General features: G+C 73.8%; 16 protein-coding genes. 9 read left to right on the top strand and 7 right to left on the bottom strand.

Annotated elements, in window-relative coordinates:
- Positions 1-36: 36 nt before the first annotated feature.
- Positions 37-1,407 carry a M28 family metallopeptidase gene (locus tag ACFVUH_RS01715; RefSeq protein WP_387910469.1) on the top strand — a complete coding sequence of 457 codons (1,371 nt, stop codon included), beginning with the start codon at positions 37-39 and terminating at the stop codon, positions 1,405-1,407.
- A 60-nt stretch (positions 1,408-1,467) separates the two neighbouring features.
- On the opposite strand, the gene ACFVUH_RS01710 is transcribed toward ACFVUH_RS01715, so the two are convergent.
- Positions 1,468-3,168: an acyl-CoA dehydrogenase family protein gene (locus tag ACFVUH_RS01710; protein ID WP_387910467.1), complete on the bottom strand. Its 1,701-nt coding sequence runs from the start codon at positions 3,166-3,168 to the stop codon at positions 1,468-1,470.
- A gap of 83 nt (positions 3,169-3,251) precedes the next feature.
- A complete protein-coding gene (locus tag ACFVUH_RS01705) occupies positions 3,252-3,830 on the bottom strand; it encodes a PadR family transcriptional regulator (RefSeq protein WP_387910466.1) in 579 nt (192 codons plus the stop codon).
- A gap of 202 nt (positions 3,831-4,032) precedes the next feature.
- On the opposite strand from ACFVUH_RS01705, the gene ACFVUH_RS01700 reads away from it, so the two are divergent.
- Positions 4,033-4,503 carry an SPW repeat protein gene (locus ACFVUH_RS01700; RefSeq protein WP_355362877.1) on the top strand — a complete coding sequence of 157 codons (471 nt, stop codon included), beginning with the start codon at positions 4,033-4,035 and terminating at the stop codon, positions 4,501-4,503.
- 139 nt (positions 4,504-4,642) lie between these two features.
- On the opposite strand, the gene ACFVUH_RS01695 is transcribed toward ACFVUH_RS01700, so the two are convergent.
- From ACFVUH_RS01695 to ACFVUH_RS01685, 3 genes are all read right to left on the bottom strand, one after another.
- On the bottom strand, positions 4,643-6,046 hold the full coding sequence (locus ACFVUH_RS01695; protein ID WP_387910761.1) for a class II fumarate hydratase: 1,404 nt from the start codon (positions 6,044-6,046) through the stop codon (positions 4,643-4,645).
- Between the two features lie 198 nt (positions 6,047-6,244).
- Positions 6,245-6,973 carry a carbon-nitrogen hydrolase family protein gene (locus ACFVUH_RS01690; RefSeq protein ID WP_387910464.1) on the bottom strand — a complete coding sequence of 243 codons (729 nt, stop codon included), beginning with the start codon at positions 6,971-6,973 and terminating at the stop codon, positions 6,245-6,247.
- A gap of 212 nt (positions 6,974-7,185) precedes the next feature.
- Positions 7,186-7,764 carry an XRE family transcriptional regulator gene (locus tag ACFVUH_RS01685; protein WP_355362881.1) on the bottom strand — a complete coding sequence of 193 codons (579 nt, stop codon included), beginning with the start codon at positions 7,762-7,764 and terminating at the stop codon, positions 7,186-7,188.
- Positions 7,765-7,833: 69 nt separating this feature from the next.
- On the opposite strand from ACFVUH_RS01685, the gene ACFVUH_RS01680 reads away from it, so the two are divergent.
- Together ACFVUH_RS01680 and ACFVUH_RS01675 are read left to right on the top strand one after the other, a co-directional pair.
- Positions 7,834-8,589, top strand: coding sequence for an AzlC family ABC transporter permease (locus tag ACFVUH_RS01680; RefSeq protein ID WP_387910461.1), 756 nt, complete (start codon positions 7,834-7,836; stop codon positions 8,587-8,589).
- Positions 8,589-8,897 (top strand): AzlD domain-containing protein, encoded by a 309-nt coding sequence (locus ACFVUH_RS01675; protein WP_387910459.1) that lies wholly within the window; start codon positions 8,589-8,591, stop codon positions 8,895-8,897. Before ACFVUH_RS01680 ends, ACFVUH_RS01675 begins: the two co-directional genes overlap by 1 nt.
- 81 nt (positions 8,898-8,978) lie before the next feature.
- On the opposite strand, the gene ACFVUH_RS01670 is transcribed toward ACFVUH_RS01675, so the two are convergent.
- Both ACFVUH_RS01670 and ACFVUH_RS01665 read right to left on the bottom strand, forming a co-directional pair.
- Positions 8,979-9,308 (bottom strand): hypothetical protein, encoded by a 330-nt coding sequence (locus ACFVUH_RS01670; protein ID WP_355362887.1) that lies wholly within the window; start codon positions 9,306-9,308, stop codon positions 8,979-8,981.
- A gap of 43 nt (positions 9,309-9,351) precedes the next feature.
- Complete coding sequence (locus ACFVUH_RS01665) at positions 9,352-9,978, bottom strand: GNAT family N-acetyltransferase (protein WP_387910457.1); 627 nt, start codon at positions 9,976-9,978, stop codon at positions 9,352-9,354.
- 150 nt (positions 9,979-10,128) lie between these two features.
- Between ACFVUH_RS01665 and ACFVUH_RS01660 the strand changes: the two genes are divergently transcribed.
- The 5 genes from ACFVUH_RS01660 to ACFVUH_RS01640 all read left to right on the top strand — a co-directional run bounded on the left by ACFVUH_RS01660 (position 10,129) and on the right by ACFVUH_RS01640 (position 14,664).
- Positions 10,129-11,319 (top strand): acyl-CoA dehydrogenase family protein, encoded by a 1,191-nt coding sequence (locus ACFVUH_RS01660; RefSeq protein ID WP_355362891.1) that lies wholly within the window; start codon positions 10,129-10,131, stop codon positions 11,317-11,319.
- A 129-nt stretch (positions 11,320-11,448) separates the two neighbouring features.
- Complete coding sequence (locus ACFVUH_RS01655) at positions 11,449-11,847, top strand: ADP-ribosylation/crystallin J1 (protein ID WP_387910455.1); 399 nt, start codon at positions 11,449-11,451, stop codon at positions 11,845-11,847.
- Positions 11,844-12,671: an ATP-grasp domain-containing protein gene (locus ACFVUH_RS01650; protein WP_387910454.1), complete on the top strand. Its 828-nt coding sequence runs from the start codon at positions 11,844-11,846 to the stop codon at positions 12,669-12,671. Before ACFVUH_RS01655 ends, ACFVUH_RS01650 begins: the two co-directional genes overlap by 4 nt.
- Before the next feature lie 263 nt (positions 12,672-12,934).
- Positions 12,935-13,810: an alkaline phosphatase family protein gene (locus ACFVUH_RS01645; protein WP_355362897.1), complete on the top strand. Its 876-nt coding sequence runs from the start codon at positions 12,935-12,937 to the stop codon at positions 13,808-13,810.
- A gap of 374 nt (positions 13,811-14,184) precedes the next feature.
- A complete protein-coding gene (locus tag ACFVUH_RS01640; RefSeq protein ID WP_355362899.1) occupies positions 14,185-14,664 on the top strand; it encodes a hypothetical protein in 480 nt (159 codons plus the stop codon).
- Positions 14,665-14,787 lie beyond the last annotated feature (123 nt).

Below are 14,787 nucleotides of genomic sequence, written 5' to 3'. Positions count from 1 at the left end.
GCTTCCGTCCTGCCCCACCGGATACCGGAGCCCCCATTGACCGAGCGCGCCCCGCGGCGATCCCGCCTGCGCCGATCCGCCCTGTCCGCCGCTGCCGCCGTCACCCTCGCGGCCGCCTTCCTCGCCCCCGCCGCCTCCGCGGCCCCGGCCACCCCGGCCGTACCGGCGGCCCTGGCCACCTCGGCTGCCCCGTCGGCGGTCGCCGCCGCCCCCGACATCCCGGTCGCCAACGTCAAGGCGCACCTGGCCCAGCTCCAGTCGATAGCCACCGCCAACGGCGGCAACCGGGCCCACGGCCGCACCGGCTACAAGGCCTCGATCGACTACGTGAAGGGCAAGCTGGACGCGGCCGGCTACACCACCACCCTCCAGACCTTCAGCTACAACGGCTCGACCGGCTACAACCTCATCGCCGACTGGCCCGGCGGCGACACCTCGCACGTCGTCATGGCCGGCGCCCACCTCGACTCCGTCACCGGCGGACCGGGCATCAACGACAACGGCTCGGGCTCGGCCGGCATCCTGGAGACCGCGCTCGCCGTCTCGCGGGCCGGCCTCCAGCCCACCAAGCATGTGCGGTTCGGCTGGTGGGGCGCCGAGGAGTACGGCATGGTCGGCTCCAAGAACTACGTCAACAGCCTTGCCGCCACCGAGCGTTCGAAGATCGAGACCTACCTCAACTTCGACATGATCGGCTCCCCCAACCCCGGCTACTTCACCTACCGCTACGACAGCGCGCTCGACGCCCTGTTCCGCGACTACTTCGCCGGCCTCGGCATCAGCACCGAGCAGGACTTCGAGGGCGACGGCCGCTCCGACCACGCCCCGTTCCAGAACGCTGGCATCCGCGTCGGCGGCCTGTTCAGCGGCGCCGACTACACCAAGACCAGCGCCCAGGCCGCCAAGTGGGGCGGAACGGCGGGCCAGCCATTCGACCGCTGCTACCACGCCTCCTGCGACACCAGCGCCAACATCAACGACACCGCGCTGGACCGGATGAGCGACGCCATCGCCTACGCCGTCTGGACCCTCGCCGCCGGCAGCACCACCCCGCCCACCGGCACCGTCTTCGAGAACACCGCCGACGTCCAGATCCCCGACTACGGCGCGGCCGTGACCTCCGACATCGCCGTCACCGGCCGCACCGGAAACGCCCCGGCCGCACTCCAGGTCGGCGTGGACATCAAGCACACCTGGCGCGGCGACCTCGTCATCGACCTGGTCGCCCCGAACGGCACCAGCTTCCGCCTCAAGGCCGCCAGCGGCAGCGACTCCGGGGCGAACGTGCAGACCACGTACACCGTGAACGCCTCCGCCGTTCCGGCCAACGGGACCTGGAAGCTCAAGGTCCAGGACACCGGACCCCAGGACACCGGCTACATCGACAGCTGCAAGCTCACGTTCTGACGCTCCGCCAGTGACATGCCCGGGGGTGCCGGTCCGCGGACCGGCACCCCGCGGGACCGGCTACGGAGCCATCTCGTACGCACCCGAGAGCGCCTCGACCATGCCCCACACCTTCGCCGCCCGCGCGCCGTCCGCGACCGGGCGGCGCACGTGCGCCAGCGCCCACGCCGCCTGGGCGTCGGTGGCCGATGCCTTGCCGTGCAACTCGGTGGCGTGCGCGGAGAAGTCCCGCACCAGCGCGTCGAAGACCTGGTCCAGCAGGTCCGCGTCCAGCCCGGTGAGCGCCGCCTGCTCCAGCACCAGCTGCCCGTAGACGATCAGCGCGAACAGCTGGCCGATCTCCAGCAGGAAGTCGAGGTCCGCCTGCTGCTCCGTGCTCGGCGCGTGGCTGAGCAGCAACTCGCAGAAGCCGTCGGCCTGTTCGCGGAAGCGGGCGACGTTCGGCAGGTGACCGTGCGCGTCGTAGGCGGCGCGCCAGTCGTGGAAGCGGATCGCGCCGAGGCCGCGGGCCGGTCCCTGTCGGAACAGGAACGCGTCGTCGGCGGCGTCCTGCCGGGTCGGCACCGGGGCGTACTCGGCCGGGTCGAACAGGTAGTTGGCCATGAACTTGAGGATCAGCGCCAGGTTGACGTGGACGGTGCCCTCCAGCTTCGGCAGGCCGCGGATGTCCTTGGCGGCCTTGTCGAAGTAGGTGTCCGCCTCGAAGCCCTTGGCCGCGATCACGTCCCACATCAGGTCGATGACCTTCTCGCCCTCGGTGGTGACCTTCATCTTGGTCATCGGGTTGAAGAGCAGGTAGCGGCGGTCCTCGGGGGAGGCGGTGCGGAAGTAGTCCACCGAGCGGGCGGCGAACAGCTTCATCGCCACCAGGCGCGCGTAGGCGTCGTTCAACTCGCGGCGCACGTGCGGGAAGTCGGTGACCCGCTTGCCGTACAGCACCCGGTTGTGGGCGTGCGTCACGGCCTCGTACATCGCGTGCTCGCAGATGCCGACGGACGCGGTGCACAGGTTGAACTTGCCGACGTTGACGGTGTTCAGGGCGGCGTCGAAGGCGGCCTTGCCGGTGTGCAGCACGTCCTCGGCCCGGACCGGGTAGTCCTCCAGCCGGAACTCGCTCACGTACATCTGGGCGTTCACCACGTTCTTCACCAGGTGGTACGCCTCGTGGCGGCTGTCGGCGGCGAAGAAGACGTAGCCCTCCGGCCCCTCGACGTCCGCGCGGCGGCCGAACACCGAGACCAGGCCGGCGACATTGCCGTTGCCGATGTAGTACTTGGAGCCGGTGGCGGTGAAGCCGCCCTCGCCGTCCGGGGTGAGGATCATGTCGGTGGAGTAGATGTCGGCGCCGTGGCCGCGCTCGGAGAGGCCGAACGCCATGACGTGACCCTCCGTCAGGAGGCGGGCCGCGCGCGCCCGGACGGCCTCGTTCTCGCTCTGCCACACCGGGCCCAGGCCCAGGATGGTGACCTGCCAGGTGTACCAGTAGCCGAGGCCGTAGAAGCCGAGGATCTCGTTCAGCTCGGCGATCCGGGCGGTGTCCCAGCGCTTGGCCGGGTCGGCGGCGGAGGGCGTCAGGAACTCGGCGAACAGGCCTTCCTTCGCGGCGAATTCGAGGAAGTCGGCGTACCAGGCGCGGTCGACGTAGGTGTCGATCAGCGCCTTCTTGCCGCGGGATTCGAACCAGTCCACGGTCGCGCGCAGCAGTCGGCGGGTCGGCTCGTCGAACTGCGCGGGGTCGTAGCTGCGCGGGTTGAAGAGCATCGCGGGCTCCCGGGGGGGGTCGAGGGGGGTGGGGTGAGGGTGGGGGCGGGGTGAAGAACGGGGGCGGGGCGGGAGCGGGGAGGTCAGTGGCCGGCGCCGGGCGCGTCGCGGCCGTCGGCCAGTTCGCGCAGGGTGGCGAGCACGTCGTCGAGCCAGGCGAGCGTCATCCGCTCGTACTCGATGCCGCCGCGCAGCACCACGTGCTGGAGCCGCTCCCCGGCGTCGAGTGCCCCCGGGGTCGCGGCGGCCGGGAAGTCGCGCTGCTCACCGTGCAGATAGCGGGCGAGCAGGGCGGCGTGGCCCTCCCGGTGGCGCTCGACCTCGGGGATCAGCGCGGCCGGGTCGTCGAAGGCCGCCGCCCGGATCCGGACGGCCAGCTCGTGGCGGACGGTCTCGGGTTCGACGGGCTCGCGCAGCCAGGCGGCGAGCGCGTCGCGGCCGGGCGGGGCCGCCGAGTAGACCTTCTTGTCCGGTCGGCCGTCCTGGGCGACCTCCTCGGCGCGGACCCAGCCGTCCGCCTCCATGCGCCGCAGCACCCGGTAGATCTGCTGGTGGGTGGCGGTCCAGAAGCGGCCGATGGACCGGTCGAAGCGCCGGGCCAGTTCGTAGCCGGAACCGGGCCGTTCCAGCAGCGAGACGAGGATCGCGTGCTCCAGTGCCATGGGCGGCATCCTGCTATGCAACGAGTTGCATAGGCAAGGACGACCGTCCGCGGTGAGACGGAGGTCACTCGCTCCGCCGCCCGACCCGAGGGTGGGCGAGGCAGGGTAGTCGTCGGGGCGAAATGGTGCAAAACGGTCTAACGGCGCCAGAATGGTAGCTGGGCTAGAGCCCTCCATGTTCGAAACCTAGGAGGTGGTATCGGTGTCGACCCAAGCGCCGATGGGCATGGAGCACCATCCGGACATCGTCGAACTCCGGGAGCAGTACGAGCGGGTCACCCTGACCCCGCGGGCCCAGGCCGTCGAGGCCCTGGCCGTTCTGGCCGGTCTGTTCCTGGCGGCCTCGCCGTGGATCGTCGGCTTCACCGCGTTCAACACGCTGGCCGTCACCTGCCTGATCGTCGGCATCGCCTACAGCGTGCTGATGGCCGGCTACGGCTCGGCGTACGAGCGCACGCACGCACGGGCCTGGGCGGCCACCCTGCTCGGCGTGTGGACGATCATCTCCCCGTGGGCCGTCTCGGGCGCGGCGGACCGGGGCCGGAACATCGTCAGCTGCCTGATCGTGGGCGCCGTCATGTTCCTGCTGGGACTCGCCGCCATCTCGATGGCCACCATGACGTCGAACGGAGCAGCGATGCGGCGCGGCCGGGCCGGCCGGGCCAGGGGCTGACGGTCACCGGAAGCCCGACACCCGGGGCGCGGAGGGCGGCATCGCCCGCTCCGCGCCCCGGGCGCGCGTCGGGGGCGCCGGAGCGGGCCGACAGGGGCCGAAACGGGCCGGCGCCGATGAACGGCGGCGCCGGCGACGGCTACGGCCGGGTCATCCGCAGCACGTCCAGCGCCTCGTCCAGCTGCTCGACGCTCAGCCGCCCCTGTTCGACGTACCTGCGCTCCAGCACCACCTCGCGGATCGTCTTGCGCTCGGCCAGCGCCTGCTTCGCGACCTTGGCCGCCTCCTCGTAGCCGATGTACCGGTTCAGCGGCGTCACCACGGACGGCGAGGACTCCGCGTACTCCCGGGCCCGATCGGCGTTGGCCGTGACGCCGTCCACCGCGCGGTCGGCCAGCAGCCGGGCGCTGTTGGCGAGCAGCCGGACCGACTCCAGGACGTTGCGGGCGATCACCGGCAGCATCACATTGAGCTCGAAGTTGCCGCTCGCCCCGGCCACCGTGACGGTGGCGTCGTTGCCGATCACCTGCGCCGCGACCATCAGCACCACCTCGGGCAGCACCGGGTTCACCTTGCCCGGCATGATCGAGGAGCCGGGCTGGAGGTCCGGCAGGTTCAGCTCGCCGAGGCCGGTGCGCGGGCCCGAGCCCATCCATCGCAGGTCGTTCGCGATCTTGGTGAACCCGACGGCGACGGTGCGCAGCTGGCCGCTCAGCTCGACCAGGCCGTCCCGCGCGCCCTGTGCCTCGAAGTGGTTGCGGGCCTCGGTCAGCGGCAGCCCGGTGGCACGCGCGACCTCCTCGATCACCGCCGCCGCGAACCCGGGCGGGGTGTTGATGCCGGTGCCCACCGCGGTGCCGCCGAGCGGCAGTTCGGCGACCCGGGGGAGGGTGGCGAGCAGCCGCTCCCGCCCGTGCCGGACCTGCGCCGCGTAGCCGCCGAACTCCTGGCCCAGGGTGACCGGCGTGGCGTCCATCAGGTGGGTGCGGCCCGCCTTGACGACGTCCGCGAACTCCGTCGCCTTGCGCTCCAGCGCCTCCGCGAGGTGCTCCAGCGCCGGGACCAGCTCGTGGCTGACGGCGGCGGTGGCGGCGATGTGGATCGAGGACGGGAAGACGTCGTTGGACGACTGGCTGGCGTTGACGTGGTCGTTCGGATGGACCGGACGGCCGAGGCGCTCGCCGGCCAGGGTGGCGATCACCTCGTTGGTGTTCATGTTCGACGAGGTGCCCGAGCCGGTCTGGAAGACGTCCACCGGGAACTCGGCGTCCCAGCGGCCCGCCGCCACCTCCTCGGCGGCGGAGACGATCGCGGCGGCGGTCTCCTCGTCCAGCACGCCGAGCCGGGCGTTGACCCGCGCGGCGGCGGCCTTGATCCGGGCCAGCGCGGCGATGTGCGCCCGCTCCAGGCGCTGGCCGGACACCGGGAAGTTCTCCACGGCCCGCTGCGTCTGCGCCTGCCACTTCGCCCCGGCGGGCACCTTGACCTCGCCCATCGAGTCGTGCTCGATCCGGTAGCCGCCGGGCATCTGCTCGTCACCCATCGTGCGCTGCACCTCCTGAACGGTCCCTGCGGGACCGGGCCCCCTTCGGGTCGCGGGCCCCGGTCCGCCGGGTTCGGTTTCCGCACACCACAGCCGCGCGCGGGCCCCGGGTATTTCCGCGCCCCGGCGCTCACGCGTCCCCGCGCCCCGGCGCTCCCGTCTGCGCACGAGCCCGCAGGTGGCGCCGGGCGCCCGGGACTACCCCAGCACGGCCGTCACGACCTCGCCCGGTGCCGTGCCCGCCTTGACGACCTCGGTGCCGTCCGGCGCCCAGACGCCCGAGCCGCCCGAGCTCGCCGCGAACTCTCCGCTCGGCCCGGCGGCGGTGGCCAGCACCACCCAGACGCCGTTGTCCGCCGCGCGTGCCGGGTACCGGGCCTCCTTGGTGGCCAGCGCCTCGGCGCTCGCCCCGTACAGCGTCGAGGCGACGTAGGCGTCGGCGCCGAGCGCGGCCAGCTGCCTCGCGTGGCCGGGGTCGGCGGCGTCCGCGCAGATCGCCAGGCCCAGCCGCCAGCCGTCCAGCTCCAGGACGGAGGGCCGGTCGGCGGCGGCGAAGCGCTCGCCCTCGCGTCCGTAGAGGTTCGTCTTGCGGCAGACCACCGAGGCGCCCGCGCCGGTGACGGCGATCGTGGCGATGTACTCGCGGCCGTCCTCCGAGGCGACCGGCGCGCCGACCAGGGCCGTGGCGCCGGTTTCGGCGCAGGCCGCGACCAGTGGCGCGAGGCGCTCGTCGGACGGGTCGAGGGCGGGCGCGGCCAGGTCGTAGCCGGTGAGCGAGAACTCCGGGAACACCACCAGGCGCGCCGTGCCGGCCGCGCGCACGGCGGCGGCGTGCCGCTCGACGTTGGCCGCGACGGTGTCGGGCAGCCCCGACGGGTGGCAGGCGGGCTGGGCGGCGGCGACGGTCAGGGGAGCGGGCGCGGGCACGGTGGGGCCTCCGGTGACTGATCGGGGACGGCGATCGCGATCAACCTATGAGCGCACCGCGAAATCCGGCAAGATTCATTCCTTCGAGTGAACATTTTCGGCAACGCCCTCGCCGACCGGTTCCCGAAGCTCCGACCGAGGTCGCCGCGGAGGTCGCTGCCACCGACACCGCAGCCGACACCGCCACAGGCGCCGACGGTGCGTCGGGCAGGTCAGACGTGCTCCATCACGATCACCGCGAGGGTGCCCGGCGCCAGGGCCCGGAACACGTGCGGGGCGTCACCGGGGTAGCTGACGTAGTCGCCCGGGCCCAGTTCGACGGGTGCCTGCGTCGGCCCGGCCAGCGCCCGGCCGGCGCCCAGCAGCACGTGCTCGACGGTGCCCGGCATGTGCGGGTCGGAGGCCCGGGTCTCCCCGGGCTCGGCGTCGATCCGGTAGATGTCGCGCCGGGCTCCCGGCGGGCAGGAGGCGAGCAGGGTCGCGGCGTAGTCGGCCCGCTCCGAATGGGTGACCGGACCCTCGCCGGCCCGCACCACCCGGACCACCGGTCGCGGCGGGTCGACCAGCCGGCTGAACGGCACGTCCAGGGCGACGCCGAGCGCCCAGAGCGTCTCGACGCTCGGGTTGCCGGCGCCCGATTCCAGTTGCGAGAGCGTCGACTTGGCGATCCCCGCGCGGCGGGCCAGCTCGGCCATCGACAGCCCGGCGCGCTCGCGCTCGCGCCGGATCGAGGCCGCGATCAGCTCGATCAGCTCGCTCCCGGCGGGGCCGCCGCCGCTGTTTCCACTCATCCGCGTTCGCTCCACACGTTCAGGCGTTCGCCTTGACGAACGACCCCGGTTGCGTTCACTCTACTGGACATGCGTTCGCTCCTCCGAACCCTCGAACGTGCCACCCTCCGGGACATCGCCCTGGTCTGCGTCGCGGACGCCCTGGTCGGTGCCTCCTTCGGGGCGATCTCCGTCTCCGGAGGCCTCCCGCTCTGGGTGCCCGTCGCGATGTCCGTGCTGGTCTTCGCCGGGGGCTCGCAGTTCGCCGCCGTCGGCATCGTGCTCTCCGGCGGTGGCGCACTGGCCGCCGTCGTCACCGGCCTCGTCCTCAACGCCCGCCTGCTGCCCTTCGGGTTCACCGTCGCCGACGCCCTGGACGGCCCCCGGTGGCGCAGGCTGCTCGGCGCCCAGCTGCTGACCGACGAGTCCGCCGCGTTCACCCTGCTGGAGTCCGACCCGCGACGGCGCCGGGCGGCGTACTGGGTCTGCGGCCTCGCACTGTTCGTCATATGGAACGTCTCCGTCGTGATCGGCGGGGTGGCCGGCGGACTGCTCGGCGACACCGACGCCCTGGGCCTGGACGCCGCCTTCCCCGCCGTGCTGCTCGCCCTGGTCCTGCCCGCGCTCGGGGACCGCCGCACCCGCACCGCCGCCCTGGTCGGCGCGGTCGTCGCCGTGGCCGCCACGCCGTACGTCCCGGCGGGCCTGCCGGTCCTGCTGGCGCTGGCCGGACTGCTGTTCGCCGGCCGCCCGGCCGCCCCGGTCGCACCGCAGGCACCGGAGGCACCGGAAGCGGCAGCCGGCACCGCGTCGCGGGCCGTGCCGCTCACCAAGGAGGTCCGCTGATGCCCCTGACCGCCATCCTGCTGCTGGCCGCCGGCACCTACGCCTTCCGGCTCGCCGGTCCCCTGCTCGGCGACCGGCTCACCGTCTCCGAGCGCCTGCGCCACCTGCTCGCCGTCGCCGCCGCCGTGCTGCTGGTCGCCCTGGTGGCCACCGGTGCGTTCACCCAGGACCACGGCTTCGCCGGGTGGGCCAGGCCGACCGGCGTGCTGGTCGCCGGCGTCCTCGCCCTGCGGCGCGCGCCGTTCCCGCTGGTGGTTGTCGCGGCTGCCGCGACCACGGCGGTGCTCCGCCTCTGCGGTGTCTCCTGACGGCCCGCAGGGGCGTCCGTCGGGTCGTCGGGCGGGCCGTCCGTCCAGTCGTCCGTCCGTCCGTCCGGACGGTACCGCTGGTCAGCCGACGTCGTCCCCGGCCGCCGCCGCGAGCCGCTCCTGCTGCACCTCGGGCCGCTCGCTGTCCCACAGCAGCTCCCACACCTTGAAGACGCAGTGGTAGTCCCGCATCGTCCCCTGGGTGACCAACAGATAGTCGTCGCCGTCCCGCAACAGCCGGCGCCTACGGGCGTTGAACGGGTGCTGCGGGGTGTACGTCGGAACGATCCGCCGCAGCTCGGCGAGCGCGTCCTCCCGGTCGCCCTCGACCTCGGCGAGCACCTTGGGGCCCCAGATCCGCCCCTCCCCGATGCCCTCGGTCTCCTGCACGACCACCGCCCAACGCCCCACGGTCCACCCCTCACGCCTCGTCGCCCGCCCGTACGCGGAGGCGTCATCCTAGCGACGCGGCCGTCCGGGCCCCGCTCGCCGTCCGGCCGCCGGCGCCTTGCAGGGGCTTGTAGAAGATGGTCGTCGCGCACGGTACCCCCGCCGGATCGGTCGCGAAGTCCGGCACCGTGCCGACCCTGCTCCAGCCTGCCGCCGCGTACATCCGCTCGGCGGGACTGCCGGTCTCGGTGTCCAGCACCAGTGTCCGCAGCCCGCGCTCGACGGCCGTCGCCTCCAGGGCCGCGAGCAGCCGGCCGGCCAGCCCTTGCCCCCGGTCCGCCCGGTGCACCATCAGCTTGGCGACGTCCGCCCGGTGCCGGCCGTTGGCCGTGGCCGCCGGGCGCAGCTGCACCGTCCCGGCGATCCGGCCGCGCCCCGCGCCGTCCGCCTTCCCCGGCTCGTCCGTCCCGTCGGTGGCCACGGAGGCGTCCGCCTCGGCGACCCAGAGCAGCAGCCGCCCTTCGGCCACGTCCGGAGCCAGTGCCCGCCACCAGCCGGCCGCCGCGGCGCGGTCCAGCGGGGCGAGGAAGCCGACCGAGGCGCCGCCGTCGACGGTGTCCGCCAGCAACCCGCCCAACTGCTCCGCCGAGCCGTGCAACTCCTCCGCCGTCAGCAGCCGGATTGTGTACATGCTCACTCCTTCGTCCGCGGCCGGTCCGGGAGCGGCCCGGTGCGCGATACTCGCCGGTACCCGGCGCCGCGCCGGGTCTCCGGGCCCCGCCGTCCGTACCCGGTCGTCCGTACCCGGTCGTCCACCCCGCCGAGAGTACAAGGAGCCCCCGTGGCGAAGCCGTCCAGGATCGACCCCGCCGACCTGCTCGCCGTCGGTGACCTGCTCACCGACGAGGAGCGCCTCGTCCGCGACACCGTGCGCAGGTTCGCCGACGACCGGATCCGCCCGTTCATCGGCGACTGGTTCGAGCGCGGCGTCTTCCCCGCCCGCGAACTCGCCCCCGAACTCGGCGCCCTCGGCGTGCTCGGCATGCACCTCGACGGCTACGGCTGCACCGGCTCCAGCGCTGTCGCGTACGGCGTGGCCTGCATGGAACTGGAGGCCGCCGACTCCGGTCTGCGCAGCTTCGTCTCCGTCCAGGGCTCGCTGGCCATGCGCTCCATCCACGCCTTCGGCTCCGAGGAGCAGAAACAGCGCTGGCTGCCCGGCCTCGCCGCCGGCGAGCTGATCGGCTGCTTCGCCCTCACCGAACCGGACTTCGGCTCCGACCCCGCCAACATGCGCACCCGGGCCCACCGCAAGGGCACCGGCGAGGGCGCGGACTGGGTGCTCTCCGGCTCCAAGATGTGGATCACCAACGGCGGCATCTCCGACGTCGCGGTCGTCTGGGCGCAGACCGAGGACGGCGTGCGCGGCTTCCTGGTCGAACCCGGCACGCCCGGCTTCACCACCACCGACGTGTCCGGCAAGCTGTCCCTGCGCGCCTCGGTGACCAGCGCCCTCGCCTTCGACGACGTGGTCCTGCCCGCCGACGCCGTCCTGCCCGGCGTCACCGGCCTGCGCGGACCGCTCTCCTCCCTCAACGAGGCCCGCTACGGGATTCTCTGGGGCACCGTCGGCGCCGCCCGCGACTGCTACACCTCCGCCCTCGACTACGCCAGGAGCCGCGTCCAGTTCGACCGTCCGATCGCCGGGTTCCAGCTCACCCAGCAGAAGCTCGTCGAGATGATGCTGGAGGTCGAGAAGGCGTACCTGGTCGCGCTGCGGATCGGCCGCCTCAAGGACGAGGGTGCGGCCCGGGCGGCGCACATCAGCTTCGGCAAGCTCAACAACGTGCGGGCCGCCCTGGAGATCGCCCGCAGCGCCCGCACCGTGCTCGGCGCCAACGGCATCACCACCGCCTACCCGGTCCTGCGGCACGCCAACAACCTGGAGTCGGTGCTCACCTACGAGGGCACCAGCGAGATCCACACCCTCGTCCTCGGCGAGGCCATCACCGGTGAGTCCGCCTACCGCTGACCGTCTACCGTCTACCGCCTACCGATGACCGCTGACCGCGGGCGGAGGGCCGCAGGGCGCTGATCGCGGACCCGTCCCGGCACGAAAACCGGTACCGGCCCGGGGCCGTTCATGGCTAACGTCCTGCCCATGAACGGCCCGACGACCCCGCCCACCAGCACCACCACCAGTACCACCACCGCGACGACCACGCTCTGGCGCCCGACCGGCCCTCAGGAGCTGGCCCTGGTCGAGGCGGCGGACTGGCGCGCCTGGCCGCCGCGCCTGCCCGATCAGCCGATCTTCTACCCGGTGCTGAACGAGGACTACGCGATCCGCATCGCGCGCGACTGGAACGTGCCCGCCTCCGGCGTCGGCTACGTCACCCGCTTCGAGGTCGACACCGCCTTCCTCGCCCGCTACCCCGTCCGCCAGGCCGGAGGCCGCACCATCCTCGAACTCTGGGTCCCCGCCGAGGAACTGCCCGAGTTCAACCGCCACCTGGTCGGACGCATCGAGGTGGTCCACGAGTTCCGGCCCCGGTCGTGACGGGGCCAGGCGCGACGGCACCGGTCCTCCTGGCCTCGGCCCAGGCCACCAGCACGACCGCGCTGCTCACCGCGGCCGCCGCCGCCCGTGGGCTGGCCACCGCCGTCCTGCCCGGTCCCGGCACCGGCCTCGACAACGACACCGTCGAGCGGCTGGCCGGCCGGCCCGTCCACTGGTACGGCGGACCGTTCGCCGCCGCCCGGATCGCCGACCGTCTCGATCTCGCCCTGCTCGAACCGGCCGACGACTGGCTCGCCGCCCTGCCCGAGGAGTTCACCGGCCGCCGGATCGAACTGACCACGCTCGCCGAGGCCTGGACGCTGCGCCGCCCGGCCTTCGTCAAACCGCCCGCCGACAAGTCGCTGCCGCCCGCCGTCTACGCCGACGGAGGCCGCCTGCCGCGCACCGGTGAGCGGATCGGCCCCGACACGCCCGTCCTGGTCAGCGACCCGGTGACGTTCGGCGCGGAGTACCGGCTCTTCGTCCTCGACGGCACCGTGCGCACCGGCAGCCGCTACGCCCGCTTCGGCCGGCTCGACCCCGGCCCGCTCACCGGGCAGGCCGTCGCGTTCGCCCGACGGCTGCTCGCCGCCGTCGGGCCGAGCCTGCCCAGCGCCGTCGCCCTCGACATCGGGACGCTGCTCGATCCCTACGACCCGGCCGAGCGGTGGGCCGTGGTCGAGGCCAACCTGCCGTGGTTCGCCCACTGCTACGCCGCCGACCCGGCGAGCGTCCTGGACGTGGTGCTCCGCGCGGCGGGCCCGGCCGACGCGGTGCGGGCCGCCGACCGGCGCTTCGTGCGCCGCGCCGACCGACACCCCTGAGCCCCGAACCCGCGAGCCCGAACCCGCGAGCCCCGAACCCGCGAGCCCCGAACCCGCGATCTCCGCACCCGTGAGCTCCGCCGCCGGCCGCCCGCCGGACCGGGGCCATGCGGACCGGGGGATTCCGGACGCCGCCCGTGCACCCGGCCGTCCCCTGCAGGACACCCGGCGGTCCGGCGGGGAGTGAAGCATGGCGCGGTCGCCGACACCCGCCCCGCCGCGGGTGCGGTCGGCGCCCGCACCGTGAAAGGAACCGCCCCCTCATGTCCACACCGCCGCTGCCGCGCCCCCGGGTCCTCGTCGTCGGGATCGACGGCGTCCGGTACGACCTGCTGGAGCAGGTGCCGATGCCGAGGCTCGCGGAGATCGCCGACGCCGGATTCCTCGCGCCCGTGACGGTGGCGGACACCACGCCCACCATGTCCGGCCCGTGCTGGGCCACCATCGTCACCGGCGTCGAGCCCGCCAAGCACGGCGTGTGGGGCAACCACCTGGGCGGCAACCGGCTCGACGTCTTCCCCGACTTCACCACCCGGCTGGCCCGTGGCGACCACCGCAGCACCTTCGTCGCCGCCGGCTGGGACCCGCTGGTCATCGGCGCGTCCGGCGGTCCGCTGTTCCGCGCCCCCGGCCGACTCTGCTACATCGCCCCCGCCGAGGACACCCCCGAGGCATGGGAGGCCGTCGACGAGGAGGTCACCCGGGAGGCCGTCGACGTGCTGCGCGACGCCGACCCCGAAGCCTCCTTCGTCTACCTCGGCGCCGTCGACGAGACCGCCCACTTCCTCGGCTGCGGCGAGGAGTACCGCGCCGCGATGCGGGCCGCCGACGAGCGCCTCGGCCGGCTGCTGGACGCGCTGCGTGCCCGGCCCGGGTACGCGGAGGAGGCCTGGACGGTCATCGTCGTCACCGACCACGGTCACGTCGACGCCGGCGGCCACGGCGGGCGCACGCCCGAGGAACGCACCGCCTGGGTCGCCTGCGCCGGCCCCGGCGTCCCGGCCGCCCCGCCCGTCGGCGAGATCCGTCACCCCGACGTCGCCGCCCAGGTGTACGCCGCGCTCGGCCGCCCGATCGACCCGCACTGGACCCTGGACGGCCGGCCCTTCCCGCTCGCCGTCCCCGTGGCGGCGTCCTGAGAGCTGGTGACGCCTGCCGCCGTCCGTTGCGGCCGGGTCCGGCAGTATTCGGCAACCGGGTGGCCGACGCACCCGCCGGCACCCGGGCGGGTGCGGCCGGGCTGCGCCGCCGGCCGCGGGGGGCCAGGCTCGACCGGGGGAAACCCCGAGACCGGCCGGGCGCGCGTACGCCTCAAGGTGGAGGAGCTACCCCCCAAGGACGGCGGAAGGTCGCGACCTTCCGGTGACGATCCGGCACCCCGGCGGGCAGCAGGATGGAAGACGACCGGAAGGCGGGTCCGGGAGCCGGTGAGGCGAACGCCGGACGGCGCAGCGGCACAGCGGCACGGCACCACAGCAGTACAGCAGCACCACGAGGGAGAGGACGGGCCGGCATGAACGGCATCGCGGGCAAGATCGCACTCGGAGTGGCGGGCATCGGCATGGCCGTCGCCGTCGCGGCCGTGGCGGTCGGGCCGAGGGTGGCCGAGTGGTACGACGGCCGGCACCAGGAGCAGTCCAGCTACAGCAGCGGCAGCGCGGCCAAGGCCGACCGGCACGCCGTACCGGGCTGGCTGCCCGACAACGCCTCGTCCGTCCGCTACCTGATGTCCACCACCGGCGACGACCGCCTGCTGACCGCCACCCTCCCGGAGGGGCGGCTGCCCGTCGGCTGCCGCACGGCCGAACCCGGCAAGGGCGGCCACCCGGCGCCGGCCTCGCTCAGGGCCGGCTGGTTCCCGGAGGGGATCACGGCCAAGGCCACCGGCTCCTGCGGCCACTACACCGTCGCCCTGACCGGTAACCAGCTCTTCGCCTGGCAGGACGGTGCCGCCGTCCAGGCCGCCCTGCGGGCCGAACGGCTCGCGCGCTGAGACGCCGTCACCGGGGTCGGGCCGCTGCGCCGGGCGGCGGCAGGGCGGCCGACCCCCGACTGTCGGCGGTCCGGGGGGCTGCGGTAGGACGGAGCGAGCACGAATGCCGTGCCCGTTCCGAGA

This window comes from Kitasatospora sp. NPDC058032, from assembly GCF_042885845.1.
In the GTDB taxonomy this organism is placed as follows: Bacteria; Actinomycetota; Actinomycetes; order Streptomycetales; family Streptomycetaceae; genus Kitasatospora.
Note: the sequence above shows the minus strand (reverse complement) of the source record. Positions and strands in the feature narration are given on the sequence as shown.

Excerpts from the sequence above, each read along its gene's own strand:
- ACFVUH_RS01710 (WP_387910467.1), bottom strand. The coding sequence starts at position 3,168 with ATGCTCTTCAACCCGCGCAGCTACGACCCCGCGCAGTTCGACGAGCCG.
- ACFVUH_RS01705 (WP_387910466.1), bottom strand. The coding sequence starts at position 3,830 with ATGGCACTGGAGCACGCGATCCTCGTCTCGCTGCTGGAACGGCCCGGT.
- ACFVUH_RS01695 (WP_387910761.1), bottom strand. The coding sequence starts at position 6,046 with ATGGGTGACGAGCAGATGCCCGGCGGCTACCGGATCGAGCACGACTCG.
- ACFVUH_RS01685 (WP_355362881.1), bottom strand. The coding sequence starts at position 7,764 with ATGAGTGGAAACAGCGGCGGCGGCCCCGCCGGGAGCGAGCTGATCGAG.
- ACFVUH_RS01680 (WP_387910461.1), top strand. The coding sequence starts at position 7,834 with ATGCGTTCGCTCCTCCGAACCCTCGAACGTGCCACCCTCCGGGACATC.
- ACFVUH_RS01675 (WP_387910459.1), top strand. The coding sequence starts at position 8,589 with ATGCCCCTGACCGCCATCCTGCTGCTGGCCGCCGGCACCTACGCCTTC.
- ACFVUH_RS01665 (WP_387910457.1), bottom strand. The coding sequence starts at position 9,978 with ATGTACACAATCCGGCTGCTGACGGCGGAGGAGTTGCACGGCTCGGCG.
- ACFVUH_RS01655 (WP_387910455.1), top strand. The coding sequence starts at position 11,449 with ATGAACGGCCCGACGACCCCGCCCACCAGCACCACCACCAGTACCACC.
- ACFVUH_RS01645 (WP_355362897.1), top strand. The coding sequence starts at position 12,935 with ATGTCCACACCGCCGCTGCCGCGCCCCCGGGTCCTCGTCGTCGGGATC.
- ACFVUH_RS01640 (WP_355362899.1), top strand. The coding sequence starts at position 14,185 with ATGAACGGCATCGCGGGCAAGATCGCACTCGGAGTGGCGGGCATCGGC.